General features: G+C 70.5%; 27 protein-coding genes and 2 pseudogenes. 19 read left to right on the forward strand and 10 right to left on the reverse strand.

What is annotated here, in order from left to right:
• Positions 1–11: 11 nt before the first annotated feature.
• Positions 12–812 (reverse strand): annotated as a pseudogene (locus ACF1A5_RS12200) (ATP-binding protein); the annotation flags it as partial.
• On the opposite strand from ACF1A5_RS12200, the gene ACF1A5_RS12205 reads away from it, so the two are divergent.
• The 4 genes from ACF1A5_RS12205 (at position 702) to ACF1A5_RS12220 (ending at position 6,250) form a co-directional block, all read left to right on the forward strand.
• Positions 702–1,001, forward strand: a complete 300-nt coding sequence (locus tag ACF1A5_RS12205; RefSeq protein ID WP_392192746.1) for a hypothetical protein — start codon at positions 702–704, stop codon at positions 999–1,001. The pseudogene ACF1A5_RS12200 and the gene ACF1A5_RS12205 overlap by 111 nt on opposite strands.
• Before the next feature lie 381 nt (positions 1,002–1,382).
• On the forward strand, positions 1,383–5,075 hold the full coding sequence (locus ACF1A5_RS12210) for a DUF6531 domain-containing protein (RefSeq protein ID WP_392192747.1): 3,693 nt from the start codon (positions 1,383–1,385) through the stop codon (positions 5,073–5,075).
• A gap of 9 nt (positions 5,076–5,084) precedes the next feature.
• The gene (locus ACF1A5_RS12215; RefSeq protein WP_392192748.1) at positions 5,085–5,648 is read left to right on the forward strand and encodes a hypothetical protein; all 564 of its coding nucleotides are present in this window, start codon (positions 5,085–5,087) and stop codon (positions 5,646–5,648) included.
• Positions 5,645–6,250, forward strand: a complete 606-nt coding sequence (locus tag ACF1A5_RS12220; RefSeq protein WP_392192749.1) for a DUF4291 domain-containing protein — start codon at positions 5,645–5,647, stop codon at positions 6,248–6,250. The genes ACF1A5_RS12215 and ACF1A5_RS12220 overlap by 4 nt, the downstream gene beginning before the upstream one ends.
• Before the next feature lie 294 nt (positions 6,251–6,544).
• On the opposite strand, the gene ACF1A5_RS12225 is transcribed toward ACF1A5_RS12220, so the two are convergent.
• Positions 6,545–7,681 (reverse strand): hypothetical protein, encoded by a 1,137-nt coding sequence (locus tag ACF1A5_RS12225; RefSeq protein WP_392192750.1) that lies wholly within the window; start codon positions 7,679–7,681, stop codon positions 6,545–6,547.
• Positions 7,682–8,046: 365 nt separating this feature from the next.
• Between ACF1A5_RS12225 and ACF1A5_RS12230 the strand changes: the two genes are divergently transcribed.
• The 3 genes from ACF1A5_RS12230 (at position 8,047) to ACF1A5_RS12240 (ending at position 9,568) form a co-directional block, all read left to right on the forward strand.
• Complete coding sequence (locus ACF1A5_RS12230) at positions 8,047–8,862, forward strand: Scr1 family TA system antitoxin-like transcriptional regulator (RefSeq protein WP_392192751.1); 816 nt, start codon at positions 8,047–8,049, stop codon at positions 8,860–8,862.
• Positions 8,859–9,065 carry a DUF397 domain-containing protein gene (locus ACF1A5_RS12235; protein ID WP_391764284.1) on the forward strand — a complete coding sequence of 69 codons (207 nt, stop codon included), beginning with the start codon at positions 8,859–8,861 and terminating at the stop codon, positions 9,063–9,065. The genes ACF1A5_RS12230 and ACF1A5_RS12235 overlap by 4 nt, the downstream gene beginning before the upstream one ends.
• A 227-nt stretch (positions 9,066–9,292) precedes the next feature.
• On the forward strand, positions 9,293–9,568 hold the full coding sequence (locus tag ACF1A5_RS12240; protein WP_392192752.1) for a hypothetical protein: 276 nt from the start codon (positions 9,293–9,295) through the stop codon (positions 9,566–9,568).
• Here the strand turns inward: ACF1A5_RS12240 and ACF1A5_RS12245 are convergent.
• The 3 genes from ACF1A5_RS12245 to ACF1A5_RS12255 form a co-directional block, all read right to left on the reverse strand.
• Positions 9,556–10,179, reverse strand: coding sequence for a CBS domain-containing protein (locus ACF1A5_RS12245; RefSeq protein WP_392192753.1), 624 nt, complete (start codon positions 10,177–10,179; stop codon positions 9,556–9,558). The genes ACF1A5_RS12240 and ACF1A5_RS12245 overlap by 13 nt on opposite strands.
• 62 nt (positions 10,180–10,241) lie before the next feature.
• Positions 10,242–10,418, reverse strand: a complete 177-nt coding sequence (locus ACF1A5_RS12250) for a hypothetical protein (protein WP_392192754.1) — start codon at positions 10,416–10,418, stop codon at positions 10,242–10,244.
• 40 nt (positions 10,419–10,458) lie between these two features.
• Positions 10,459–10,788 (reverse strand): hypothetical protein, encoded by a 330-nt coding sequence (locus tag ACF1A5_RS12255; RefSeq protein ID WP_392192755.1) that lies wholly within the window; start codon positions 10,786–10,788, stop codon positions 10,459–10,461.
• Between the two features lie 244 nt (positions 10,789–11,032).
• On the opposite strand from ACF1A5_RS12255, the gene ACF1A5_RS12260 reads away from it, so the two are divergent.
• The 3 genes from ACF1A5_RS12260 to ACF1A5_RS12270 all read left to right on the forward strand — a co-directional run bounded on the left by ACF1A5_RS12260 (position 11,033) and on the right by ACF1A5_RS12270 (position 13,045).
• Complete coding sequence (locus ACF1A5_RS12260) at positions 11,033–11,572, forward strand: hypothetical protein (RefSeq protein WP_392192756.1); 540 nt, start codon at positions 11,033–11,035, stop codon at positions 11,570–11,572.
• Positions 11,573–11,649: 77 nt separating this feature from the next.
• Positions 11,650–12,258, forward strand: a complete 609-nt coding sequence (locus tag ACF1A5_RS12265; protein ID WP_392192757.1) for a hypothetical protein — start codon at positions 11,650–11,652, stop codon at positions 12,256–12,258.
• Positions 12,259–12,325: 67 nt separating this feature from the next.
• Positions 12,326–13,045: a YcnI family protein gene (locus ACF1A5_RS12270; RefSeq protein WP_392192790.1), complete on the forward strand. Its 720-nt coding sequence runs from the start codon at positions 12,326–12,328 to the stop codon at positions 13,043–13,045.
• A gap of 64 nt (positions 13,046–13,109) precedes the next feature.
• Here ACF1A5_RS12270 and ACF1A5_RS12275 read toward each other — a convergent pair whose 3' ends face one another.
• The gene (locus tag ACF1A5_RS12275) at positions 13,110–13,955 is read right to left on the reverse strand and encodes a CDP-alcohol phosphatidyltransferase family protein (protein ID WP_392192758.1); all 846 of its coding nucleotides are present in this window, start codon (positions 13,953–13,955) and stop codon (positions 13,110–13,112) included.
• 109 nt (positions 13,956–14,064) lie between these two features.
• On the opposite strand from ACF1A5_RS12275, the gene ACF1A5_RS12280 reads away from it, so the two are divergent.
• The 5 genes and pseudogenes from ACF1A5_RS12280 to ACF1A5_RS12300 form a co-directional block, all read left to right on the forward strand.
• Positions 14,065–15,042 (forward strand): zinc-binding alcohol dehydrogenase, encoded by a 978-nt coding sequence (locus ACF1A5_RS12280; protein WP_392192759.1) that lies wholly within the window; start codon positions 14,065–14,067, stop codon positions 15,040–15,042.
• A gap of 341 nt (positions 15,043–15,383) precedes the next feature.
• Positions 15,384–15,782: a 6-pyruvoyl tetrahydropterin synthase family protein gene (locus tag ACF1A5_RS12285; RefSeq protein ID WP_392192760.1), complete on the forward strand. Its 399-nt coding sequence runs from the start codon at positions 15,384–15,386 to the stop codon at positions 15,780–15,782.
• Positions 15,779–16,978, forward strand: coding sequence for a glycosyltransferase family 4 protein (locus ACF1A5_RS12290; RefSeq protein ID WP_392192761.1), 1,200 nt, complete (start codon positions 15,779–15,781; stop codon positions 16,976–16,978). The genes ACF1A5_RS12285 and ACF1A5_RS12290 overlap by 4 nt, the downstream gene beginning before the upstream one ends.
• Positions 16,979–16,986: 8 nt before the next feature.
• The gene (locus ACF1A5_RS12295; RefSeq protein ID WP_392192762.1) at positions 16,987–18,225 is read left to right on the forward strand and encodes a trans-aconitate methyltransferase; all 1,239 of its coding nucleotides are present in this window, start codon (positions 16,987–16,989) and stop codon (positions 18,223–18,225) included.
• A pseudogene (locus ACF1A5_RS12300) lies at positions 18,225–19,331 on the forward strand (lysylphosphatidylglycerol synthase transmembrane domain-containing protein); the annotation flags it as partial. The gene ACF1A5_RS12295 and the pseudogene ACF1A5_RS12300, both read left to right, overlap by 1 nt.
• A 251-nt stretch (positions 19,332–19,582) precedes the next feature.
• Here the strand turns inward: ACF1A5_RS12300 and ACF1A5_RS12305 are convergent.
• Positions 19,583–20,437: a creatininase family protein gene (locus tag ACF1A5_RS12305; RefSeq protein ID WP_392192763.1), complete on the reverse strand. Its 855-nt coding sequence runs from the start codon at positions 20,435–20,437 to the stop codon at positions 19,583–19,585.
• Between the two features lie 38 nt (positions 20,438–20,475).
• Here ACF1A5_RS12305 and ribA point away from each other — a divergent pair, with 38 nt between their 5' ends.
• Complete coding sequence (gene ribA, locus ACF1A5_RS12310) at positions 20,476–21,135, forward strand: GTP cyclohydrolase II (RefSeq protein ID WP_392192764.1); 660 nt, start codon at positions 20,476–20,478, stop codon at positions 21,133–21,135.
• 98 nt (positions 21,136–21,233) lie between these two features.
• Here ribA and ACF1A5_RS12315 read toward each other — a convergent pair whose 3' ends face one another.
• From ACF1A5_RS12315 to ACF1A5_RS12325, 3 genes are all read right to left on the reverse strand, one after another.
• A complete protein-coding gene (locus ACF1A5_RS12315) occupies positions 21,234–22,463 on the reverse strand; it encodes a serine hydrolase domain-containing protein (protein ID WP_392192765.1) in 1,230 nt (409 codons plus the stop codon).
• A gap of 67 nt (positions 22,464–22,530) precedes the next feature.
• Positions 22,531–23,985 carry an MFS transporter gene (locus ACF1A5_RS12320; RefSeq protein WP_392192766.1) on the reverse strand — a complete coding sequence of 485 codons (1,455 nt, stop codon included), beginning with the start codon at positions 23,983–23,985 and terminating at the stop codon, positions 22,531–22,533.
• Positions 23,982–24,563, reverse strand: a complete 582-nt coding sequence (locus tag ACF1A5_RS12325; RefSeq protein ID WP_392192767.1) for a TetR/AcrR family transcriptional regulator — start codon at positions 24,561–24,563, stop codon at positions 23,982–23,984. Before ACF1A5_RS12325 ends, ACF1A5_RS12320 begins: the two co-directional genes overlap by 4 nt.
• Positions 24,564–24,650: 87 nt before the next feature.
• Here ACF1A5_RS12325 and ACF1A5_RS12330 point away from each other — a divergent pair, with 87 nt between their 5' ends.
• The 3 genes from ACF1A5_RS12330 to ACF1A5_RS12340 all read left to right on the forward strand — a co-directional run bounded on the left by ACF1A5_RS12330 (position 24,651) and on the right by ACF1A5_RS12340 (position 26,057).
• Positions 24,651–25,121, forward strand: coding sequence for a PPOX class F420-dependent oxidoreductase (locus ACF1A5_RS12330; protein ID WP_392192768.1), 471 nt, complete (start codon positions 24,651–24,653; stop codon positions 25,119–25,121).
• 52 nt (positions 25,122–25,173) lie between these two features.
• A complete protein-coding gene (locus tag ACF1A5_RS12335) occupies positions 25,174–25,617 on the forward strand; it encodes a hypothetical protein (protein WP_392192769.1) in 444 nt (147 codons plus the stop codon).
• Positions 25,618–25,793: 176 nt separating this feature from the next.
• Positions 25,794–26,057 carry a hypothetical protein gene (locus ACF1A5_RS12340; RefSeq protein WP_392192770.1) on the forward strand — a complete coding sequence of 88 codons (264 nt, stop codon included), beginning with the start codon at positions 25,794–25,796 and terminating at the stop codon, positions 26,055–26,057.
• Positions 26,058–26,061 lie beyond the last annotated feature (4 nt).

The raw sequence follows: 26,061 nt of genomic DNA on the forward strand, positions 1-26,061 counted from the left end.
GTTCTCCCCGGTGTCCGTGGTGGTGCCGTCTGGCTGGTTACGACCTTCAGCCGACAGCCGTCCGCCTCGGCGGCCAGCCGGACGTGGAAGTCCCGGCCGGGGACGCGTCCGTGCCGTACGGCGTTGGCGCACAGCTCGGCGGCGATCAGGGTCAGCGTCTCGTTGACGCCGCTGTCGTAGGGGTGGCCCCAGGAATCGAGGCACTGCGCGACGAACAACCGGGCGAGGTGGGCGCCTCGGGGTGTGGCGGTGAAGGAGATGGCGAATTCGGGCGTCGCCGTGGACGGGGTGGGCGGGCAGTGCCGGGACGAGGAGATGTGCATGCCGTCAGGGGTCGTGAAGGTGACCGGCGTGTCACCAGGGGCGACGCCTGTACGGGATGTTGCTGTACGTGACGGGGCCTCCGTACGTGGCAGAGGCGCCCTCGAGCGAGCACCCCGAAAACGGAAGCACGAGTTGAATCGAGTAGGAGGATCAACCCACCACGTGGGATGAGAAGGCGCTGTCCGGTCGGCGCGCATCGCGAGGGTGCTGCCCAGCGGTGCCAGGGCGTCCAGCGCCTGACCTGGTGTTCGTCCAGCCCGGCCAGGCCCTTGCTGATCTTTGTCGTCCCTTGGGGCCGCCCATACCTCCCGTATAACCGTTCTCCATAGTGTCTTGGGGTTGGCGAGTGCACAGAGTGAAGTTCGGGGGCGGGCGGCATGTCGGACCTGAAGAAGGAAGCCGTGTCGATGCACAAGACGGCGTCCGGGCTGCGTCGGGTGGGGCAGCACACGGCGAAGCCGTTGCAGCAGTTCCACGCGCAGTCCCATGACCTGGGCGCTCTCGGGGCACTCCTCAGCGCCACGGGCGAGATACGCGAGGGCATGACCATGCTCGCCAAGCCGGCCAAGCCGGGCCAGGAGTGGGAGGCGGAGGCGGAGCCGATAGCCGAGGTGTCCGAAGGCGTCGATCCGCTGGACGTGCTGATCGCGGCCGCGGCCCAGGCGAAGAAGGGCTGAGGCGCCGGATCATGGTGGATCTCAATCCGCTGCACTACCTCAACAAGTTCAACCACATGTTCGGCGACACTGTCGCCAGCGGTCTGGAGTTCCTGGGGATCTCGGATCCGGCGGTGGACCCGGACGGGGTGCGGGAGATCGCCAAGAAGTGGCGGCACCTGGCCACCGGCCTGGACGACGCCGCCGAGGCCGCGCGCAAGGCGCTCTCCGGAGTGGAGTGGGAGGGCAAGGCGGCCAAGGCCTTCGACAAGCGCTCCAAGGCCGCCCGCAAGAGCGCGACCGAGATGGCCCACTCACTGCGCGAGGGTGCCAAGGCGCTGGACGACTTCGCGGACAAGGCGCACGAGTTGCTGTCCGAGATCGGTGTGATCCTGGCGCAAGGTGCTGGGCAAGGCCTTGAAGGCGCTGGGTCCTGCCGCTCTGGCCAGGCTGAGCAAGAGCATGGGGCTGGACTGCGCCGCCTTCGAACGCCTGAAGCTGAACCCGGGCTTCGACAAGCTGCCCGCCTCGGTCCGCAACATGGTCAAGAAGTTCGTGCGGGACCCGATCGACGTGGCCACCGGCGACATGGCCCTCACCCGCACCGACGTCAGCCTGCCGGGCGTGCTGCCGCTGATCCTCACACGCACGCACATATCGTCCTACCCCCATGGCGGCTGGTTCGGTCCCAGTTGGGCCTCCATCCTCGACGAGCGCGTCCAGGCGGACGAGGATGGTTTCGTCTACGCGACCGCGGACGGCGCGCGTCTATGCTTCCCGGTCCCTGCCCCCGACACCGGCGAACCCGTCCGACCGGACACCCCCGGCTCGCGCCTGCTGTTGTCCTGGGACACCGAGATCGACGGCGGTATCCGCGTCCACGACCCCGACACGGGCCTGGACCACGTCTTCCACAGCCCTGTGCCTGCGGCCGGCGACACGGCCGTCGACCTTCCGTTGCAGTACATCCAGGACCGCAACGGCAACCGCATCACCATCGAGTACAAGACGGGCGACATCCCCGGAGCCGTCGTTCACTCCGGCGGCTACCGCATCGTTCTCGACCACAACCCCGCCCGGTCCCGTATCACCGGCCTGCGCCTGATCGACCCCGCCCACCCGGACCGGCCCGGCACCACCCTGGTCGCCTTCGGCTACGAGGATCACGGCCACCTCGTCGAGGAGACCAACTCCTCCGGCCTGCCGCTGCGTTACACCTACGACCCCGTAGGCCGCATCACCTCCTGGACCGACCGCAACGACACGACCTACTGGTACCAGTACGACGACCAAGGCCGCGTCACGGCCACCGGCGGCACCGGAGGCGCCCTTGCCTCCACCCTCGCGTACGACGAGGAATCACGCACGACCCGCGTCATCGACTCCCTCGGCCACGTCCGTACCTATGAGCACAACGAGGCGCTGCGTCTGATCCGCGAAACGGACCCGCTCGGCAACTCCACCTGCCAGGAGTGGGATGAAGACCTCCAGCTCGTATCGGTGACGGACCCGCTCGGCCGCACCATCCGCTACGAACGCGACGAGAACGGACGGATCGTCTCCGCCAACCGGCCGGACGGCCGGACGGCTCAAGTCGTCTACGGCGCACTCGGGCTGCCGGTCACCGTCATCACCACGGACGGCAGGCAGTGGGACTGTGCCTACGACGAGCGTGGAAATCTGACCTCTGCCACTGCTCCATCGGGAGCCGTGAGGAAGTCCGCCTACGACCGAGCCGGCCGCCTCACCAGCGTCACCGACGCACTCGGCCACACCACCCGCATCCAGTCCAACGCCGCGGGAGTTCCCGAGCACGTCACCGACCCGCTCGGCAACGTGACCCGATACACCCTGGACGCGTTCGGCCGCCCCGTCACACTCACCGCCCCGCTCGGCAACGTGACTCGCCTGGAGTGGACCATCGACGGGAAGCCGGTTCGCAGCACTTTCGCGGACGGCACCACCGAGTCGTGGACATACGACGCCGAGGGAAACCGCACCAGCCACACCGACGCCACGGGTGCCGTCTCCCGCTTCGAGTACACGCACTTCGACCGGCTGTCAGCGCGTACCGGCCCGGACGGCGTTCGGTACGCCTTCGCCTACGACACCGAGTTGCGCCTGATCAAGGTCACCAACCCTCAGGGTCTGACCTGGGAGTACGAATACGACGCCGCCGGACGGCTGCTCACGGAGACAGATTTCGACGGCCGCACGCTGACCTACACCTACGATGCCGCGGGCCAGCTCACCAGCCGCACCAACGTACTCGGTGAAGCGATCCGCTTCGAACGTGACGAACTGGGCCGGACAACCCTCAAGGACGTCGCGGGCCAGGAGACCACCTACGCCTACGACCTGACCGGTCAGCTTGCTCTGGCCACCGGTCCGGACGGCACGACCCTCACGCTGCTCAACGACCGCGACGGACGCCTGAGCTCGGAGACGGTCGACGGGCGCACTCAGACCTACACCTACGACATCCTGGGCCGTCGGACCGGCCGCACCACCCCCGTCGGCGCCACCACCACATGGTCCTACGACGCCACGGGCCGCCCCACCGGGATACAGGTCTCCGGCCGCGACATCGACTTCACCTACGACGAAGCAGGCCGGGAACTGAAGCGTCTCATCGGTGGGACGGTCACCCTTGAGAACGGCTTCGACGCGCTGGGCCGCTTGACCACCCAGTCGGTGACCCGAGCGGACGGCCGCACGCTACAACACCGGGCCTACACCTACCGCGCCGACGGCTATCTGACCGGCATCGACGATCAGCTCGACGGCACCCGCCACTTCGACGTCAACCCGACCGGCCGCGTCACCGCAGTCCACGCCCACGACTGGACCGAGACCTACGCCTACGACAACGCCGGCAACCAGACACACGCCACCTGGCCCGCCCAGCACCCCGGCCAGGAGGCCACGGGCGCCCGCGCCTACACCGGCACCCGGATCACCCGTGCGGGCAACGTCCGCTACGAACACGACGCTCTCGGCCGCATCACCCTGCGCCAGAAGACCCGCCTGTCCCGCAAACCCGACACCTGGCGCTACCAATGGGACGCGGAAGACCGCCTCGCCCAGGTCACCACCCCCGACGGCACCCAGTGGCGCTACACCTACGACCCCCTGGGCCGCCGCACCGCCAAACTCCGCCTCGCAGCGGACGGCGAGAGCGTCGTGGAGCGCGTCGACTTCACGTGGGACGGCGCGACACTCTGCGAACAGACCACGCGATCCGCCGACCTCCCGAACCCCGTCACCCTCACCTGGGATCACCTGGGCCTCAAACCCATCGCCCAGACCGAACGCATCACGGCGGCCGACGCACCTCAACAGGAGATCGACTCCCGTTTCTTCGCGATCGTCACGGACCTCGTGGGCTCTCCCCGCGAACTCGTCGACGAACAAGGGGACATCGCCTGGCGCGCCCGCAGCACCCTCTGGGGCGCCACCACCTGGATCAGCGATGCCACCACCTACACTCCCCTCCGCTTTCCCGGGCAGTACAACGATCCCGAAACCGGCCTCCACTACAACTACTTCCGCCACTACGACCCGGAAACCGCCCGCTACCTCACCCCTGACCCCCTCGGTCTCACCCCCGCCCCCAACCCCAACACCTATGTCCACAACCCGTACACCAGGACCGATCCGCTCGGTCTCGAAGAGTGCGGCGAGGACCTGGTCTCGGTCTACCGCAAACAGACCGACCACCCACTGAGTCAGCGGATTCACATCGGTGAGAACGGCGAGGTGACGATCACCGGTAAAGGCAAGCTCTATCTGAACATGAGCGGCGATATCAGGCACACCTTGGAATACCGGGGTGACGGCGGCCAGATCGTCTCCTTCAAGATCTCCGAAGACTACCTGGTGAAGGTCCGCAAATCCGCTCTGCCCCAGAACAAGGATGATCATCGTGACGGTCACGCCTTCACCCGCACGGAATGGAAGGGCCTGCTCCAGGAGTACCCGGAAATTTCCGACCCGACCAAGGGGAAGGATCTTTACGGAATCCCTGCCAAGCTCCTCGACGAACTCCGCGACAACATCATCAAGGGCTCCGGACGTGTCGAACAGGAAGGATAGGATCGTGCGATGATCCACAGCGAGGAGAGTGTCGCTGCCGAACTGGGCCGTGTCCGACAGCGTCCCGCGATCGAGTCGGCTCCGCCGGTTCTGGCCGCTTTCACCGTCGATGTGTGCGAGGGCACCCCCGAGGCGTACGCGCTACGCGTACGTCGCGTCCTGGCGGCCGCCCTCCACCTGGCCTGCGCGGCGGAGTTCGACGATGAGGACCTGCCGACGGACGAGTTCCCCGACTGGTTCACGGCTGCCTCCGCCCGGGACGGCGAGGTGCCGCCACCGGAATTCGTCCGACACGGCCGCACGGCGTACGCAGACCGTAGCGGTGGAGGCCCTTGGTCCTTGCAGAACTGGATCTACCGGTTCGATCCGGCCGAGGAATCTCGCGGCTGGGAGTTCTGGGACATCGTCCGGGTGGGGCCGTCGCGGCTCCGTGTCTGGGTCGACAGCTGGGGGGAATCCTTCTTCGGCTCCCTCGATCTCCTGTGGCTGCTGCACGTGGCCGGTGCCACACATGTCGAGGGACCGGAAGTGCATCGTGCGGGTACGTGGGCTTCCGAGGTGCGCGGCCGGTGACGGAGGCGGAGCAGGGGCGGATCGTGCGGGCGGAATACACCGACTCCACGATCGCGGTGTATCAGGCATACCCCCAGGAGATCGCGGCACCGGCTTTGCGCGCACGGACGTTCGTAGCGCCGTTCAAGCGCGAACGCATGACGTGGATCAAACCATCGTTCCTGTGGATGATGTATCGCTCCGGCTGGGCCCGGAAGCCGAACCAGGAAAGGATTCTGCGGATCGACATGGACCGGGCCGGGTTCGAGTGGGCGCTGGCCCACGCTGCCCTCAGCCACTTCGAGCCTGGTGTGCACGAGGACCGGGCCCAGTGGCGGGCGGAGGTTGCCGAGTGCCCGGTGCGTGTGCAGTGGGACCCGGACCGGTCGATCCATCTGGAACCGCAGCCATGGCGAGCCATTCAGGTCGGGCTGTCCGGTGAAGCCGTGGACCGTTATGTGGACGATTGGATCGTGGACATGGCGGATGTCACCGAACGGGCACGGTCGGTCCGAGCCGCTGTACTCGACGGCAGGATCGACGAGGCACTGAGCCATCTGCCGAACGAGCGCCCATATCCGCTTTCAGAGCACCTCCGACGGCGACTGGGTGCGGACGGATGACTGCTCCAGCGACCTCTGATCCGCGCTTGGCGTTCACCCCCAGGGTGCAGACTCCCGTGCGTCAGTGCTCCAGTCGAGCGGGAGAACCGGCACGGTGACGTCTGGCGCGCGGACAACACCGGCGGCGGCATTGGGCTGACGGACGACGGCACGCGGGAACCGGTGGACACCGGGCGACTGCAGAACGCGGCCCGCAGCAGCGTGCGGTAGCTTTTCAGCTCGCTCCCCGACCGGATGGACGGCCGCCGTGGTCCGTGCGCCCGACGGTATGGCCGCCGAGGGATGCACGACGGGTCAGACCCGGAGGCAGCGATCTCGGAGCTCGGAGATGACGGCCTTCTCCCGGGAGTTGACGTCACCGTCCACCGTGGCCACCCGTTCGGCCACGTCGAGGAGGCCGCTCAGATCCCCGGTCTCGGCGTCTATACGCTCCCACACCTCGGCGGGGTCGATGTCCACGAGGCCGGCGAGCCGTTCGTCGACCACCTGATGCCGCTCCCGGACCACCCTCACCAGATGCCGCATCAGCAGCGCCTCGTTGTCCGCGATCTTGGCCTTCGCGTTCGCCCTGAGCACGAGCCACGCGACCCACAGCATCAACTGCGGGTGGCGACTGCGCTCGCTGATCCCCTCGGCGATCTCGATCACCCGCGCCTCGTTCCGGAACACGGCCCGCGCGTGCCGGCCGGCGAGGAGCGTGGTGTAGCGGTTCAGCAGGACGGCGAGGGGGACGCCGACGAGTGGGATGCCGATCTTGATGACGTTGCGCTGCAGGAGGTGCTTCCCGACGACGGGGAGCGCCCTCCCGGCGGTGATTGCCGATCCCGAGTAGAAGCGCTTGACCAACGGTCGCACCAGGGCCGGTACCGCCTTGGCGACACCTTCGCGGGCAGCCTCCCCGCTCTTGATCGTGAAGGCCACGCGGATGAGCTTCCACAGGTCCTCGGGGTCGTGCACGTCGAGCGGGACCCGGTAGAGCACGGAGATGTCGTACGCCAGGCGAAGCTGGAGCTGGGTGAGGAAGGCGACGTCGACCATCATGGTCGCCACGGCGGCGGGGACGGTCGCCGGTGAGGCACCACCGAGGCTGCCGATGGTGGCGGCGACGGTCGCCGTGTAGGCCCCGGCGGAGAGCCCGCCTTCGAGCGCGGCGTACCGGGCCGCCATTTTGATCCGCTGATCCACGATGGCATCCGCGGGCACGCCCGCGTACCGGTCCTGGAAGTACTGCCAGTCGACCTTCTGGGTGTACGAGTTCATGGCGTGGGCGGCGAGCTTGGTGAACCAGTTGCCCGACTTGATGTCGTCCGCGCTCAGACCCTTGACGAAGCCCCTGATCTCGTCCTGCTCCTGCTCGACGATCTTCCGGTCGGCTGCGTCGTCCGCTTCGTCCGTGTCGGTGTCGGCAGCGTGCGTCGGAGCGTCTGTCATGGCGCGTTCCCCCCAGGCTGTTTCGCGGCCGGCTGAGCTGTGGGGCGCGGGTACCCCGGCTGTCGTCTCCGCGCCTCGATTCGGCGAGCGGCACGACTGCCGCTCTGTCCACCCCTTGTAAGGCGCAACTGTAGCCCGTGGTCGAGTGATTGGGGCCGTGGTGCGTCACGCGGGTCAGGGTGTACGGGCGGGTTTTGTACAGGGGAGGGCGGACGCCGGTACGCGGTACGGGGGAACAGGGCGAAGTGGGGTTACGGCGACGCTCCGTGTCTTTACAGTCTGCTGTAAATGACAGTCGGTGTGGTGCCTGCGGCGAGGCGTGGTGTGGGCGGGCGCCTTCCGGCGGGTGGGTGAGGTGAGGTCCCATGGCGGCGCACGGTGAGAGCGAGGCGGGCATTCTGCGGTGCTTCGGGCAGCAGGTGCGGTTGCTGAGGACGAGCCGGGGGCTGACGCGGGCGGAGTTGGGCGCGAGGCTCGGGTACGGCGAGGACATGATCACGTCGGTGGAGCTGGGGCGGCGCATCCCGAGGCCGGAGTTCATTGACCGGGCGGATGCGGTGTTGGAGGCCGGGGGTCTGCTGACGGTCATAAAGGAGGAGGTGGCCAGGGCTCGTTATCCCGCCTTCTTCCGGGATGCGGCGAAGTTGGAGGCGGAGGCGGTTGAGCTGCATGTGTACGCCAACCAGGCTGTGCCGGGGTTGTTGCAGACGGAGGAGTATGCGCGGGCGGTGTTCGGGGTGCTGTGGCCTCCGCTAGACGATGCCGTGGTTGACGAGCGGGTTGCCGCAAGGTTGGCACGTCAGGAGATCTTTCACCGCAAGCCTTCTCCGCTGATCAGCTTCGTCGTCGACGAGTCCGTGCTGCGTCGACCTCTCGGTGGACGTGCCGTGTTGCGTGGACAGTTGGAGCAGGTGTTGCTCATCAGTCACATGCGGCACGTCGAAGTTCAGGTCATGCCGCTGAATCGTGACGAGAACGCTGGGATGGCCGGTCCATTCACCTTGATCGAGACGAAAGGAGAGCGCAGGATCGCGTACGTGGAGGTACAGAACGTCAGCCGGGTCCACAGCGACCGTGAGCCCGTCCGGGCCTTGGAAGCCAAGTACGGGACGCTGCGCGCGCAGGCGCTGACGCCTCGAGAATCACTCGCGTACGTCGAGAAGTTGTTGGGAGAGCTGTGAGCACCGACAAGGCAAGGCCGGGAACGGGTGCCACCCTGCACTGGTTCAAGAGTAGCTACAGCAGTGAGGAAGGCGGGGAGTGCGTCGAAGTCGCCCTTACGACTGTCGGCGTGCATGTGCGTGACTCGAAGAGTGTGGCGCAGGGTGGACCTGTGCTCAGGGCCGGCTCGGCGGCGTGGTCGGCGTTGCTTGAAACGATGTGAGCGGCTGGCCGCGACAGTCGGCGCTTCTCCCAGGCAAGCGCCGACCGTCGTCATGAGAAACGGTACTCAGGCCTCGCGCTTCCCCAGAAGAGGTCAGTGGCCGGCGGCGATTTCCTTGTCGAGACGGGCTTGGAAGTGCGCGCGTGCACGGCCCGCATCTCGGCCCAGGCGCGAGAGCTGGTAGTTCGCCGACCACGCCATACGCGGAAGCATGAAGGGCTCTCTCGATGCCGAAATCCTGCCAGCAACCCCGGCACTTCCGGGCCGACCTCGATCGGTACGACCCCGTCACCGGCCTCAACGATCACCCCGAGGTGGTGGCGTTCCATCGGCTGGTGTTCATCACACCGAGCCTGGCGGGACGGCTCACGCGGTACCAACTCGAGGATGAGGAGGTGCTGACGCCCATGCCGACCCATCACGTCACGCCGAGAGACACGATCGACGGTATCCGCAGTCCGGTGCAATACCGCAGTAAGGGCGGGTACGGCTACTCAACGTAATCACGCAGGAGCTTGTTGAGATTACGGATCTTGTCCACGTCCGCCTTCGGTAGCGGGTCGCTGCTGTTGAAGTGCATGACGTTGTTGCGGATCTTCCGGACCTCCTCCAGCCAATCGACGAACGTCTTCCGGTGGAGGCGCCAGCCCAACTGCTCCCAGCACTCCGGGTTTTCGAGCACACGCAGGTAGTCGCCCACCGTGAGATCGCCGAAGGAGGTGACACGCTCGCCGTCCGGGTCGCAGAGGGCGCTGACCTCTTCCAGCGTGAAGGTGCTCGCGATAATCTGCCGGAGCCTGCGGTCCATCTCCCCGATCAGCAGGAAGTGGCTCGCCAGGTCTCCGTAGGCCTGGGCGACGTCGGCCGCCGTGACGATACCGGCGATCTTGTTGTGCTGGTCGCGTACGAGGACGAAGTCCGACTCGGCCAGCATGGGCAGCACGTCGATCAGGTCGTGGTCGTAGCGAACCACCTGAGGATCAAAGAGGGCGCGGGAGAACGGCGCGTCCGGGTCGGCGTGCCAGGCCTGTGCGACGGACTTCCAGGAGACCGCGCCGCGCAGATTGTGCGGGCTGGTGAGTACGGGTAGTTGTGAGAAGTCGTGGAGTGCCATGAGAGTGATCGCAGGCGGCGTGCCGGCGGCCGTGTGCGAACAGCCGCCGATGGCAACAGATCTCAGTCGGCCGGTTCGGCGCGGTAGCGGACGGGCCGGTCTTGCACCTTCACCAGCAGACCCTCGCTTGCAAGATCGCGGAATATCCTGCGCGTGTGCTTCTCCTGAGGTTCGTGTCCTGCATCGCGCAGTGCTCGCAGCCCGCGTTCGGTGTCCCAGAACCCGCCGTACGCACGCATCGCCCTTCCAGGTCGGCACGTTGGCTCGAAGAGGACTCGGTCATCGCTCCGATTCCGCCTGCTCTGCGACGGAGGGGTGGCTCTTCTTGAGATGGTTGGCGATGCTCGCCGGCGCGCCCGTGTAGGTGCACGAAGGGCACTTCCGCCAGACACCCTCGGACACGGCTCGCGCGCTCACCGAGTGTCCCGGGCCGTAACCGTGGCCGTGCAGCAACTGGGCGACGGACGAACCGTATTCGACCGCCAGCAGGGCGGCTTCCGCCACCTTGTCGTGCCCCGGGGCGAAGAACGAACCGGCTCCGACCGGCTTGGCGCAGCCGCACCAGCAGGTGCCGGTCGGAGTGAGGCGAGGAAGCGGCTTCGACGTCATGGCATCACCGTAGATCGGTGGACGTGTCTTGATGGGTGCTTTCGCGCGTTCGGCGGTAATCGGTAATCGGGAGCCGGGAGCCGGGAGCCGGGAGTCGGCGCTGAACTTCCGTCCTGTGGGTCATCGGATCGGCGTGCCGTCACACGATCAGATGGTGTCCGCCGGACCGGACACGCGCAGCGGAGACGCTTCGTTCGACGGTGTGACGGGAGCTTCCCCGTCACAGGAGTCGAAGGAGACGCGCATGGGACTGTCGTTCCGCCGCAACCCGGACGGCACGACGACGGGGCGCAACGAGGCGACGGGGTTCACCGTCACCCTCGCCGACGAGGAAGAGGTCAAGCGGCGGCTGTATGAGGACGCGGGGTCGGAGTACACGCCACCGCCGCCTCCCGTGCCGCCCGGGTACCACCGCTTCTTCCTCGCCCACGACGAGTTCGCAGGAGCCGGCTTCAAGGACGAGGCGTACGCGGGGCTGCGGGCCCATCCGCCCGAGGGGTGCGAACCCGTCGACTGGGGCTGCTTCGCCCTGAAGTGCGAGCGGCCGGGGAAGACCCTGCTGGACGCCGTCGCGAGTACGGTCGCGGAGAGCCGTCGCGTGCATGGCCTGGTCATGAACGACATGGGCATCAAGAAACCCCAGGAGTCGCTTGGTGACGACAAGAACGGCTACGCGGCGCAGATCGTGGGGCACCTGCTGCTGATGGCCGCTCACCGCGCCTCGCTGCTGGGGTACGGGCGCAAGGATCTGGTGCGTCTGCTCGACGCCGCGGGGGTGGAGTAGATGGGTTTCGGCCGAGGTCACGGTGAACCGGGCGACGTTGCCGGCCGTATCCCTCTTCCGTGGGAGGATCGCTCACCATGAGCGCGTCGGCGGCCGTGAGGAGTCTGCGTGCCGCCGTGTTCGCCGCGGTGTGCGTGCTGCTGGCCGCCGCCGGGCACGGGCTGGCCGTGGGGGACATGCCTCCGCTGTGGGCCGACGCGGGTGCCTTTCTGAGTGTGTTCGCCGTCGGCTGGGCGCTCGGTGGGCGGGAGCGGTCGCTGGTCGGGATCGGGGCGGCCATGCTGGTCACCCAGGCCGGGCTGCACTTCGCCTTCGGCGCGGCTCACCGGGTCAACGGCTCCGGCGGGCGTATGGACGCCATGCACATGGCGTCCATGAACGGTCACACCATGACGGCGACGCACGCCCACTCCACGGCCGATTCCGCCACGGCCGCCCACCTTCTGGCCGCTCTCCTGGCCTCCTGGTGGCTGCGGCGGGGCGAGGCCGCCCTGTGGTCGCTGCTGCGGCGGGCGGCCGGGCTCGTGCCGGGGCTGGTCGCGTGGTGGCGGGGTGTTTCGCCGCCCTTTCCGTACGGACCTGCCGTGCGCGTCCCGGCCGGGCCCGACTCGCTCCGCCTGACCCTGCTGCTGCGGCATGCGGTGCACCGGCGGGGGCCTCCCGCCGCGATCCCGTACTCGGTCTGACCATCCGACACACATCACTCGTACGGAGATCCACTCAGTCATGTCCGTCTCACCAATGTCCATGAACATGTCGGCGACGCGTGTCGTCCTGCGCCGTGCCGCAGCCGTCACCGCTCTGACCGCCGCCGCAGTCCTCGCGACCGCCGGTGCCGCCTCCGCGCACGTCACCGTCCACCCGGAGAGCTATGAGAAGGGAGCCACCGACGGTGTGCTGACCTTCCGGGTGCCCAACGAGGAGGACAGCGCCTCCACCACCAAGGTGCAGGTCTTCCTGCCCACCGACCACCCCGTCCTCGGCGTCATGGTCCATCCGCAGGACGGCTGGACCGCCAAGGTGACCACCACGAAGCTGAAGACGCCGGTCAAGACCGACGACGGCACCATCACCGAGGCCGTCTCCGCCATCACCTGGACCGGCGGGAAGATCGGTGCCGGGCAGTACGAGGACTTCGACGTCGCCTTCGGGCAACTGCCGAAGAACGGCGACCAGTTGGTGTTCAAGACGCTGCAGACCTACTCCGACGGCAACGTCGCCCGCTGGATCGAGGCGCCCACCGGCGGGGACGAGCCGGAGAATCCGGCGCCAGTGCTGAAGCTCACGGCCGGTACGGCAGGTGACGACGGCTCCGCCGCTCCCGCCGCAGAGAAGAAGAGCACCGGCGCCGCGGCGACCGACGCGAGCGACTCCACGGCCCGCGGGCTCGGCATCGCCGGGCTGGTCGTCGGGGTCCTCGGCCTGGCGGCCGCCGGGTTCGCGATCGTGCGGAGCCGGGCCACACGGTCCTGACGGCACACCGGAGCATGCGAAGGGCCCGGCACCGGGCCGGGCCCTCCCCGCCGTCGGCGTACGCTCAGCGCGTCGCCAGCTCCAGTGCCGGCACCATCGGCTCCGCCACCGTCACCTCGGGCACCGCCTCGGTCATCGTCCCCTGCGACAGCAGTTCCTCCGGTGCCAACTCCTGCGACAACGGCCCCGCGGCGACCGTCCGCGCGTTGCGCCACAGCCACAGCACATCCCGGCCGAAGGACCACACCAGGGAGCCCAGCGCCAGCAGGACCACCGTCAGGTTCGCCGCCTGGGGCAGCAGCTCCGCGCCGGCCAGGAGCAGACAGATGCCCTGGAGGGCGGCGACCGTCTTGCGGGCGAACGAAGGGGGGAGCGGGGCGTTCAGCCAGGGGGCGACGCGTGCCGCGGCGACGAAGGCGTAGCGCATGCCCCCTGTCAGCAGCACCCAGGGGCCGAGCCGGGTGGACACGTACACGCTCAGGACGAGGATGAGGAACGCGTCGACCTCCATGTCGAAGCGGGCGCCCAGTGCGGTCGTGGTGCCGGTGCGGCGGGCCACCTTGCCGTCGACGCCGTCGAGTATCAGGGCCACCGCGGTCAGGCCGACCAGCAGCGACACCGGCGGCGAGCTCTCGAAGGAGTCCGCGACCAGCGCCGTCACACCACCGACGAGAGTGGCCCGGCCCAGGGTGACCCGGTTGGCCGCGCCGAAGGAGCGCAGCCGCGACCGGTGCAGTGCCCGGGAGAGCACCGCCCAGGTGGCGATCGCGAAGACCAGACCGGTCAGCCAGCCGGCCGGGCCCATCCCGATTGCCGTGCCGAGCAGGGCCAGCAACAGGATCTGCACGCCCGCTCCCACAGCGGTCTCCTGCTGGACCAGCCTCGCGTCGTAAGTGTTGTTCAGGGCCACCGCACACCCTCCGGCCGAGTGACAGAGTCGATCAACGCCGCGTACCTTGTCCGCGGCCTGTGCACATCTCCGTACGTGAACAACTTCCCGATCGTTCAGGAGGACGACGATGAACCGTTCCGCCCGCGCCTTCTGGCTCCGCTCGCCGGGCCATGGCGAGATACGTGACCTGCGGCTTCCCGACCCCGCCGAGGACGAGGTGGTGGTGCGCACGCTGTTCTCCGGAGTGAGCCGCGGCACGGAGACGCTGGTGTTCCGGGGCGGGGTGCCGGCCAGTCAGCACGGCGTGATGCGGGCGCCCTTCCAGGAGGGCGACTTCCCGGGGCCGGTGAAGTACGGCTACCTCAACGTGGGCGTGGTCGAGGAGGGCCCGGCGGAGCTGGCCGGCCGTACTGTCTTCTGCCTCTATCCGCACCAGACCCGCTACGTCGTCCCCGCGAGCGCCGTTACGCCGGTGCCCGAGGCCGTGCCCGCCGAGCGGGCCGTCCTCGCCGGCACCGTCGAGACCGCGGTGAACGCCCTGTGGGACGCGGCGCCCCTGGTCGGTGACCGCATCGCCGTGGTGGGCGGAGGCATGGTCGGCTGCTCGGTGGCCGCCCTGCTGGCCCGGTTCCCCGGCGTGCGCGTCCAGCTGGTGGACGCCGACCCCGGCCGTGCGAAGGTCGCCGAAGCCCTCGGCGTCGGCTTCGCCGCGCCCGAGGACGCCCTCGGCGACTGCGACCTCGTCGTGCACGCCAGCGCCACCGAACAGGGCTTGGCCCGTTCCCTGGAACTGCTCACCGCCGAGGGCACGGTCCTCGAACTGAGCTGGTACGGCGACCGGCGCGTCGCGCTCCCCCTCGGCGAGGCCTTCCACTCCGGTCGGCTGACCATCCGCAGCAGCCAGGTCGGTACGGTCTCCCCGGCCCGCCGCTCCAGCCGCGGCTACGCCGACCGGCTCGCTCTCGCCCTCGACCTGCTCGCCGATCCGGCCCTGGACGCGCTCGTCACGGGGGAGAGCGCCTTCGAGGAACTGCCGGAGGTCATGCCGAGGCTCGCGTCGGGGGAGATTCCCGCCCTGTGCCACCGCATCGCGTACGGCGGCTGACGTCCCGTCGGCCGCCCACGGCCCGACGCCCACGGCTCGACGCCCAGGGTCCGACGGACGCGGTCCGACGGAGACGGTCCGACGGACACCCGTGCGACGGACACGGTTCAGCGGACATGTTCCGACAAACACGGTCGGATGGACAGGGCCGGTTCGGAGGGGCGGGAGCGCCGCGGAGCACCGGCCCGACGCATGCGGAACAAGAGCGTCTGACCTGAGAAAAAGGGTGAGACACGGCTGAACAAGGGGAAGCGGAGAGCCGTACTACACGGCATCCCCCCGGCAGGGATCAACAGGGATCAGCCGGGGGACCAGACGCGCCGCACCTGGAGGGTCGTCCGTTGTTCAGCATCACCGTCCGCGATCACATCATGATCGCCCACAGCTTTCACGGCGAGGTGTTCGGGCCCGCGCAGCGGCTGCACGGAGCCACGTTCCTCGTGGACGCCACCTTCCGGCGCGAACAGCTGGACGACGACAACATCGTCGTCGACATCGGACTGGCCACCCAGGAACTGGGCGCGGTCGTGAGCGAACTGAACTACCGCAACCTCGACAACGAGCCCGACTTCGCCGGTGTCAACACCTCCACGGAGTTCCTGGCCAAGGTCATCGCCGACCGGCTCGCCGAGCAGATCCACAAGGGCGCCCTGGGCGAGGGCGCCAAGGGACTCGCGGGCCTCACCGTCACGCTCCACGAGTCGCACGTCGCCTGGGCGAGTTACGAGCGTGCCCTGTGACCGACACGACCATCGACCGGGCGCCCGCAGGAGGCGCGTCGCCCCTCGCCTTCGTGCCCGTCCAGCGTGCGGGCCTCGACCACGTCGGGATCATCCCCATGTCCCTGCGCACCGTGCACTTCATCCTGCCGGGCGGTGTCGACGATCCGGCCACACCGAGCGGCGGCAACGCCTACGACCGCCGGGTCAGCCTGGACCTGCCCGGCTTCGGCTGGCAGGTGCTGGGGCACCCGGTGGACGGCGACTGGCCCCGGCCGGACGCCGCCGCCCGCGCGGAACTCGCCCGTGTCCTGAGGGAGTTGCCGGACGGCGCGGTCGTCCTGCTCGACGGCATCGTGGCCTGCGGGGTTCCCGAGGTCGTCGTCCCGGAGGCCGAACGGTTGCACCTGGCCGTCCTGGTGCACCTCCCGCTCGGCGACGAGACCGGACTCGAACCGGCCGTCGCCGCCGAACTGGACGCCCGGGAACGCACCGTCCTGCGGGCGGTCCCAGCGGTGATCGCCACCAGCGACTGGGCGGTGCGCCGGCTCGTCTCCCACCACGGACTCGCCCCCGAGCGGGTCCATGTCGCCGCCCCCGGCGCCGACATCGCGCCCCTCGCCCCCGGCACCGACGGCGTCTCGCAGTTGCTGTGCGTCGCCGCAGTGACGCCGCGCAAGGGGCAGCACCGGCTGGTGGAGGCCCTCGCCACGGTGACCGACCTCCCGTGGAACTGCGTGTGCGTCGGCGGACTGACCCACGACCCCGAGTACGTCACCCATCTGCGCGACCTGATCGGGAAGTACGGCCTGCAGGACCGTTTCCAGCTGGCCGGGCCGAAGGCGGGCGCCGCCCTCGACGCCGCGTACGCCTCCGCCGACCTGATGGTCCTCGCCTCCTACGCGGAGACCTATGGCATGGCGATCACCGAGGCCCTGGCAAGGGGCGTTCCGGTGCTGGCCACCGACGTCGGCGGGGTCGGCGAGGCGGTGGGCCGCGCGCCCGACGGCGGGGTGCCGGGCATCCTCGTCCCCCCGGAGGATCCCGCGGCCCTCGCCGCCGAATTGCGGGGCTGGTTCGGCGAGGCCGACGTGCGGCGCCGTCTGAAGGCCGCCGCCCGCAGCCGCCGCGCAGCGCTCGGCGGCTGGGCGGCGACCGCCCGTGCCCTGGCCGGCGTGCTGGGCCGGCTGCCCGACGAGCCCCGGAGGGCGGCGTGAAGGAGACCATGAGGAAGACGACGACCACACCGGTCGGCACCGCCGACCTGCGGGGCGGGGGCGTACCGGCCCGGCCTGGTCTCTTCGACCACACGTCGTCTGTGGATGCCGTGGATGCTGTGGATGCCGTGCAGGGCTTGCATGCCGTGGATGCCGTGGACGTCGTGAGCGGCGGTGGGGGTGTGAACCTGGCGGCGGCCGGATCCGGCAGCGACGAGTCCGCGCCCGGGCCGGTGTCGGGGCCGGATTCGCTGGCCGGCCCCGATTCGGTGTCCGGGCCGGATTCGGTTGCTGGGCCCGGTTCGGTGCCGGGGCAGGACGGCGTGATCCCCGGTGCCGGTCCCGCGCCGCGTCCCGGTGAGCGGGCCACTGTCCGGCTTCGCGCGGACGGGCCGGAGGAGCCGGAGGAGCCGGAGGAGCCGGCCCGCTACGCCCCCGAGTGGCTGCAACTGCGGGAGGTGGCGGACGCTGCCGCGCGGGCCACGGAACTGCTGGAGCCGCTGCGGAGCCGGCTGGCCGACCCGCCCGGGCGGGACGGCGGGATCGTCGTGCACGACCTCGGCTGCGGCACCGGCTCGATGGGCCGCTGGCTCGCCCCCCGGATCGACGGCGCCCAGCACTGGATCCTCCACGACCGTGACCCGTACCTGCTGCACTTCGCCGCCGTCGCCTCCCCGCACGCGGCCGCCGACGGCAGCCGGGTCACCGTGGAGACGCGGCGCGGCGACGTGGCCCGGCTGACTCCGGACGCCCTCATCGGCGCGTCGCTGGTGACGGCGTCCGCCCTGCTGGACGTCCTCACCCATGACGAGATCGACACCCTCGCCGCCGCCTGCACAGGGGCCGGCTGCCCGGCCCTGCTCACGCTGTCGGTGGTCGGCCGTGTCGACATCACCCCCGCCGACCCGCTGGACGCCGAGATCGCGGAGGCGTTCAACGCCCATCAGCGCCGCACCGGCCTGCTCGGCCCGGACGCGCTCGCCGTGGCGTGCGAGTCCTTCGCCCGGCACGGCGCCGCCGTACGGGTGCACCCGAGCCCCTGGCGGCTCGGCGCCGACCAGCGGGAGCTGACCGCGCAGTGGCTGCGCGGCTGGGTCGGCGCGGCCGTCGAACAGCGCCCCGAGCTGAAGGCGCTCGCCGACCGCTACCTCACCGAGCGCCTCGCGGCCTGCGCGGCGGGGGAGTTGACGGTCGTCGTCCACCACAGCGACCTGCTGGCGCTGTCCCAGCCGGTGGGCGGTGCCTGATGAGCGTGGAGACGGTGGACCTCCCGGCGGTACGGAGGGACGCGCGCCCGGAGGCCGGGACGTCCGGGGGCGCGGGGAAGGCGGCGGACGCACGGCCGGGGGCCGGGCCGTCGGGGCACGCCGGGGAGGCGGCGGACGCGCCCCCGAAGACCGGGCCGTCCGGTGACGCGGTCACGGAGGAGACGGACGGTCGCCGCCGGGCCGGGCCGTCCGGCGGCGTACGCGCACGGGCCCGCTTTCTCACCTCACCCGCCCTGCGCACCCACCTCGGCACCGTCACCGGCGCCGTCATCCTCGTCGTCCTGCTGTGGCGCCTGGGCACCGGCGTCTTCCTGGACGGGCTGCGCCGGATCGACACGCCCACGCTGGCCGCCGCTCTCGCGATCGGGGCCGTCACCACCGCGTGCAGCGCCTGGCGCTGGCAACTGGTGGCCCGGGGCCTGCGCATCCGTCTGCCCCTCGGGCCGGCCGTCGCCGACTACTACCGCGCGCTCTTCCTGAACGCGGCCCTGCCCGGTGGCGTCCTGGGGGACGTGCACCGGGCGGTGCGGCACGGCCGGAACGCCGGCGACCTCGGGCGCGGCGTGCGGTCCGTGGTCTGGGAGCGGGTGGCCGGGCAGATCGCCCTCGCGGCCACCGGCGTCACGGTGCTCCTGACCCTGCCCTCGCCGGTCCGGGCCCAGGCCCGGCACCTGGGGGCGCCCGCGGCGCTCGCCGTCGTGGGAGCGCTCGCCGTGCTCCTCGCCCTGCGCCTGAACCGGGCGCCCTCCGCGCGGGGACGGGCCCTGCGCCGGACCCTGGACGAGGCGCGCGAGGCGCTGCTGTCCCGCCGCAACGGGCCCGGGGTCGCGCTCTCCTCCGCCGTCGTCCTGGCCGGGCACCTCGCGATGTTCGTCGTGGCCGCCCGGGTCGCCGGCTCCGCCGCCTCCGTCGCCGTCCTGCTGCCGCTGGCGATCCTCGCGCTGCTCGCCATGGGACTGCCGCTGAACGTCGGCGGCTTCGGACCCCGCGAGGGCGTCACTGCCTGGGCTTTCGGCGCCGCCGGACTGGGCGCGAGCACCGGACTGGGCGTCGCCGTGGTCTACGGGGTGCTCAGCTTCGTGGCCAGTCTGCCGGGCGCGCTCGTCCTCCTCGCCCGCTGGTACACCGGCCTGCGCGCCGGGCCCGGTGCCCCCGGGGCGGAACCCCTGAACGCCGGGCCGAGCGTTGCCGTGGCGGAACCCCCGAACGCCGGGCCGTGTCTCGCCGTAGCGGAACCCTCGTACGCCGGACCGGACTCCGCCATAGCGGAACCCCCGCACGCCGGGACCCGTGCCGCCGGGACGGAACCGGTCCCCGGCGGCACGGCCGACGGCGGCTATCCGGGCCGGCCCTCGCGCTCGCCCTCGTCCTCGCGCTCGCCCTCGTCCTCGCGCCCGCTTCCCGTATCAGCCGTGGGAATCGGCGAGTTCGCGGACGGGTCCGCGGAGGTGAGCAGCGAGAAATACGGTCCGAAGGAGGCGGCGAGGCCCGCCAGCAGTTCCTTCCCCTTTTCGGCGGATCCCAGGGAAGGACGGCCGATGACACCCGACGCGGTATAGGCGGACATTCCGACGGTGAGCAGATGACGCCGGTCGTCCGCGGTGAAATCGGCCGACTCGTAACCGGCCCGGACCATTTCGGGGTGAGCGTGCAGAAGAATGGAGGTCTCGATTTCCCCCGCGTGCATGTCGGTGAGCAGCGAAGTGCGCACCCCGGCCCGTTCCCGGGCCGTCTCCCAGTCCTCGGCGGCCGGGAAGAGGGCCATCCGCTCGCCCCGCGCGGTGGACTCCTGCACCACATTGCCCAGTACGTAGTTCCCGCCGTGCCCGTTGACCAGCACCAGCACGTCGACGCCCGACCGGCGGAGCGACGCCGCGACGTCCCGTACCACCGCATGAAGGGTCACGGAGGAAATGCTGACGGTCCCCGGCCAGGCCGCGTGCTCGTGCGAGCAGGAGATCGTCACGGGAGGAAGGAGGTGCACCGGGTACGCGTCGGCGATCTCCCGCGCGATGGCGCAGGCGACCAGCGTGTCGGTCGCCAACGGGAGGAACGGGCCGTGCTGTTCGAAGCTCCCCACCGGGAGGACCGCGATCTGCCGTGAGAGGTCCGCCCCCCGCGTCCGTACGTCTTGCGTGGTGTCCGCCGGCAACAGACCATATGCCGTCGGCCGCGTTCCCGAACCACTCATTGTTTTCCGGCCTTTCGTCTCTGCTTAGGATCCAGATCATGACAGAAAACCTCGGCGTACTCGGCAAGAAGTCCCCACGGCGCTCGGGCGTGGAACGCGTCGTGAATGCTCCACTGCCCACCGTGTACGGCAAATTCCAGGCGGTCGGCTACATGGACCACGACCGCGGTGACGAGCAAGTGGCCCTGGTCTACGGCGACATCGGCACGGAGGGTGTTCTCACCCGGCTGCACTCGGAATGCCTGACCGGCGACGCCTTCGGCTCCCAGCACTGCGAGTGCGGCGACCAACTCGACACCGCGCTGCGTGCCGTCGTCGCCGAAGGCAGCGGTGTCGTCGTCTACTTGAGAGGGCACGAGGGCCGGGGCATCGGCCTGCTCGCCAAGCTGCGGGCGATGGCCCTGCAGGCGGAGGGCCTGGACACGGTGGAGGCCAACCTCGCCCTCGGCCTGCCGGTGGACGCCCGCGACTACCGGGTCGCCGCGGAGATGCTGCGCGACCTGGGCGTGCGTTCGGTACGCCTGATGTCCAACAACCCGCGCAAACGCGAGGCGTTGCAGCAGTACGGCGTCCAGGTCGCCGAACAGGTGCCGCTGCTGATCCCGCCGTGCGAGAACAACATCACCTATCTGCGCACCAAGCGCGAACGGCTGGACCACCACCTGCCGCACCTGGACGCGGTGGCGCACCTGTCCTGACCGGAGGCGGGGAGCGAAGACAGGGAGCGCGGCCCGGACCGGGGCCGGGGCCGGAGCGGGGCCCCGGCCGGACCGGCTCGGACTCGGCCCACGACGACTCAGCCCACGACCGCCTCGTGCACCAGCCGCTTCAGCTCCGGGAAGATCCGCAGGGAGCGCTTCGGGCGCACCTGGGTCATGAACTGGAGCGTCAGATCGCGGCCGGGATCGACCCAGAACGTGGTCGTCGCCACCCCGCTCCAGCCGAACGTTCCCAGGCCCGAGGGCGCCTGGGTGCGCTCCGGGTCGATCACGACCGAGACTCCGAGTCCGAAGCCGACGCCGTCGTTGCCGGGTTCGTCATGGGCGGGGCGGCTGCCGAAGGACCGCAGGTCGGCGTTGCCGGGCAGGTGATTGCTCGTCATCAGGTCCACGGTGTCGGGGCTCAGGAGCCGGGTCCCGTCGAGTTCGCCGCGGCGGCGCAGCAGTTCCATGAAGCGGTGCACGTCGTGGGCGCTCGCCACCAGGCCTCCGCTGCCGGAGAGGAACCGGGGACGACCGTGCAGCGGAAGCCCCGCGATGGGCTCGATGCCGCCGTCGTCGGTCTGGCCGTACAACTCGGCCAGCCGCCCGGCCTGTTCGTCGTTCACGCAGAACCCGGCGTCGGTCATCCCGAGCGGCCGGAAGATCCGCTCGGCGAAGAACGTGTCCAGCGGCTGCCCGGACGCCACCTCGACGACCCGGCCCAGTACGTTGCTGGCGACCGAGTAGTTCCACTGCGTGCCGGGGTCGAACTGGAGCGGGAGGCTCGCGTACACCTCCATCGTCCGGGCGAGGTCGGCGCCCGCGGGCACGGACGACTCCAGGCCTGCCGCCCGGTAGAGGGCGTCGACCGGGTGGGAGTGGTAGAAGGCGAAGGTCATGCCCGCGGTGTGGGTGAGCAGGTGCCGGATCCGGATGGGGCCGGAGGCCGGGCGGGTGCGTACCTCGCCGCCGGAGCCGCCCTCGTACACCCGGGGTTCCGCGAAGACCGGGAGATGGCGTTCCAGCGGGTCGTCCAGCGACAGCCGTCCCTCCTCGACCAGCATCAGCGCGGCCACCGCGGTGACGGGCTTGGTCATCGAGTAGATCCGCCACACGGTGTCCGTGCCGACCGGCAGCCCGGCCGCCACGTCCCGCCGGCCGTACGTGGTGAGGTGGGCGATCCGGCCGCCCCGCGCGACGGACACGAGGAACCCGGGCAGCCGCCCTTCGTCGGCGAGGTGGGCGAGGTACCGGTCGAGGCGGCCCAGCGCCCTCGCGTCCAGCCCCACCCGGCCCGGGTCGACGTCCTGCCGCAACTGTCCCATCGCTCTCCTCCGGTTCGCCTCGCACGAGGACCGTCCCGGCCCCTCCGGGCCCGGACCTGCCCAGACCTCATCGTCGCGCAGGAACACGGAGACGGTCCCCCGGTTCGGGACGATCGGTGATCACCGAGCCGGAACGTTTCGGCAGAGCTCTCCCCAGCACCGCTCCCGTCACGGCCACCCCCGCGAGCACCATCAGGGGCAGCGCGTCGCCACGGTCCAGCCCTCTCAGCGTGGTGGCCGCCGCCACGCCCAGTGCCGGGCCGACGTTCATCGCGGTCTGCTGGAGCCCGCCCGCCACCCCGGCCCGCTCCACGGGGCTCTCCCGGACGACGACCTGTGTCGCCGCCACCATCACGGTGCCGAACCCGGCTCCGAGCAGCGCGAACCCGCCCCCCAGGGCGAGTGCTCCCGACGCCCGGGCGAGCACCAGGATGCCCAGCGCGAGCAGTCCCATCGCCCCCACCGTCGTACGACGGGCCCCGACCCGGCGCAGCAACAGCGGGCAGACGGGGGCGGCCAGGACCATGAGGACCGCGAGCGGCAGGCTGAGCAGGGCGCTGTGGAAGGGGTCCAGTCCGAGCGTGCCCTGCAGGAGGTACGTGCCGACGAAGAGTGCGCCGAACAGGGCCGAGGACGCGGCCACCAGCACCGCCAGTGCCGAGCCGACGGCCGCCGAGCCGATCACGTCCGGCGGCAGCAGCGGACTCGGGGTGCGGCGCTCGTGCCGGACGAAGGCGGTGCCGGCGACGACGGCCACGAGGGGCCCGGTCCATCCGGGCTCCGGAAGCGCGGCCAGCGTCTGCACCGCGCAGCCGAGGGCCACGGCCAGCAGCAGAGCCCCGGGCACGTCCAGACGGACCGCGGGATCGCCAGGCCCGGCCGGGGACGCCTCCGGCCTGCCCGGCGACGTGGCCGCTCGGACGCCGGGCTCGTCCAACCCGGCGGCGGGGGAGAGGCCGGGCCGTTCCGTTCCGCGTGTGGCGAGAGCCAGGACGCCGAAGAGGGCCGCCGGAAGGACATTGACGTAGAAGACGGACCGCCAGCCCAGGCCGGTCACCAGCGCTCCGCCCACCAGTGGACCGGCGGCGGCCGCCAGTCCGATGGCGCCCGTCCGGAGGGCGATGGCCGGGGCGAGCCGGTCGGGCGGGAACGCGGTGCGCACCATGCCCAGCGTGGCAGGCTGGAGCAGCGCCCCGCACACCCCCTGCGCCACGCGCAGCCCGATCACCCAGCCGATCCCGGGGGCCACGGCGATGCCCGCCGACGCCGCGCCGAAGCCGAGCATCCCGGCGGCGAAGAGGGGCCGGTGGCCGTAACGGTCGCCCAGCCGTCCGGCGAACACCAACAGGGCCGCCACCGCGACGAGATAGCCGGTGCTGGTCCACTGGACCTGCGCGGCCGACGCGGCCAGGTCGCGTTGCAGCGTGGGTTGCGCGACGGTGAGGACCGTGCCGTCCAGGGCGACGATCACGGCCCCGGCCACACTGCTCGCGAGCGTGGCCGCGCGGTGGTACGGGGTCACCGGCCGCCCTCCGGCCCGAGGTGCGCGTCGAGTGCCGTGCGCAGGAGGGGAGCGAAGTCCGCTGTGCCGGTGGCCAGTTGGAGGCTGCCCCAGCCCCACAGTTGGGCGATGCCGTGCAGGTTCGCCCACAGGGCCCCCGCAACGACGCGCGCGTCCTGCTCGGGGCGGGCCTCGGCCACCAGCTCCACCAGGGCTCTGAACAGTGGCAGGCTGCTGTCCCGCAGGCCCAGATGGCCGCTCTCCAACAGATCGTGACGGAACATCAGCTCGTACATGCCGCGGTTGCCCAGCGCGAAATCCAGGTAGACGCCGCCGAGCGCGCCCAGCCGGGTGCGCGGATCCGCCGCGGTGTCGTCGAGTATGGTCGCCGCCCGGACGGCGAGTTGTGCGAAGCCGCGGCGCGCGATGGCGGACAGCAGTTCCAGGTGGGTGGGGAAGTAGCGGCGCGGCGCCCCGTGGGAGACGCCCGCTCGTCGCGCGATCTCGCGCAGTGTCAGCGCCTGGGCCCCCTCCTCGGCCACCAGGTCCACCCCGACGTCCACCAGCCGTTCGCGCAGGCTCTTCCCGGACTCAGTCATAGACACTGTCTACCAGTCATGGGTAGACAGTGTCTACGAGGAATGCCCGGCGGTCCTCCGGGAGTTGTTCCTGATATGAGCCGAGACATGAGCGAGGGCGCCGCGCAGGATCCGGCGCGGGAGCGGTTGCTGCGGCTGCTCTCCGAAGGGCACGGCGGGGTGCTGGTCACGCTCAAGCGTGACGGGCGCCCCCAGCTGTCGAACGTCAGTCATGCCTACGACCCGGAGGAGCGGATCATCCGGGTCTCCGTCACCGACGACCGCGCCAAGACGCGCAACCTGCGGCGCGACCCGCGGGCGTCGTACCACGTCACCAGCCCGGACCGGTGGGCCTACACGGTCGCCGAGGGCACCGCCGACCTCTCACCCGTCGCGCGGGACCCGCACGACGAGACCGTCGAGGAACTGGTCCGGCTCTACCGCGCCGTCCTCGGCGAGCACCCCGACTGGGACGACTTCCGCGCCTCGATGGTCCGCGACCGCCGTCTGGTGCTGCGGCTCAGGGTGGAGCGGGCCTACGGGATTCCGCGGGCCGCCGACGGCGCCGAACACGGCTGAGGCGGGCGGACAACCGCCGTACACGCAGGCATCGTCTCCCTGCGATGCCGCCATGACGATCCACGGGGAGCAGCCGCTGATACGCGTGGTGCACGACGAGTCCCGCAGTGACCTGCGGGATCCGGCTCGCCCACGCCCCGTCCGTCTCTACCTGTGGGAGCCGGACCTTCCGCTTGCTCTCCCCGCCCCGCTGGTCGTCGTCTCGCACGGCACCGGGGGTTCGGGCAGCAGTATGGGGTGGCCGGCAGGACCGCTGCGCCAGGCAGGATTCCGCGTCGTGGCCCTGGACCACCACGGCAACAACTTCGTCGACGGCTACGAGCCGGAGGGCTTCCTGCACGTGTGGGAACGGCCCCGGGACGTCTCGTTCGCCCTCGACGCGCTCGCCTCCGAGCGGCCCCCGGCCCTGTCGGTGCGCCGGGGTTCTCCCTGGGCGGCTGCACGGCGGTGGCCCTCGCCGGTGCTCGTGTCGATCCGCGGATCGTCCGGGCGGTGATGACAGGGGCCGTCCCGTTGCCCGAGATCCCCGAATTCCCCGGCGCACTGGAGGCCCTCCGGAAGAAGTACCCGCTGGACGAGTCGTCAGGGCGTGCGCTGGACACCGCCGGGGCAGACCTCTCGGATCCCCGAGTTCGGGCGGTCTTCCAGGTGGCCCCAGGAGTGGGCGGGCTCGTGACCCCGGAGAGCCTGGCAGCCGTCCAGGTGCCCGTGGGCATCCGCTGGGGCGGAGCGGACACCGTCAACCCCTACGAAGTCGACACCCGGCCCTACCTGGAACACGTCCCCGGAGCGACCGGCTGCTCGGCCGGTCCCGACGTCCGCCACGAAGACTTCTTCACTCCGGAACCGGCGAACGCCGATGTCCGTGTCCGGGTGGGCAGGGAGGCGGCCGTCTTCTTCCAGCAGCGCCTCGGCCGAGTCCTGCGCGAGTTGTGAGACG

Origin of the sequence: Streptomyces sp. NPDC014864 (assembly GCF_043081525.1) — a bacterium.
Classification (GTDB): Bacteria; Actinomycetota; Actinomycetes; order Streptomycetales; family Streptomycetaceae; genus Streptomyces.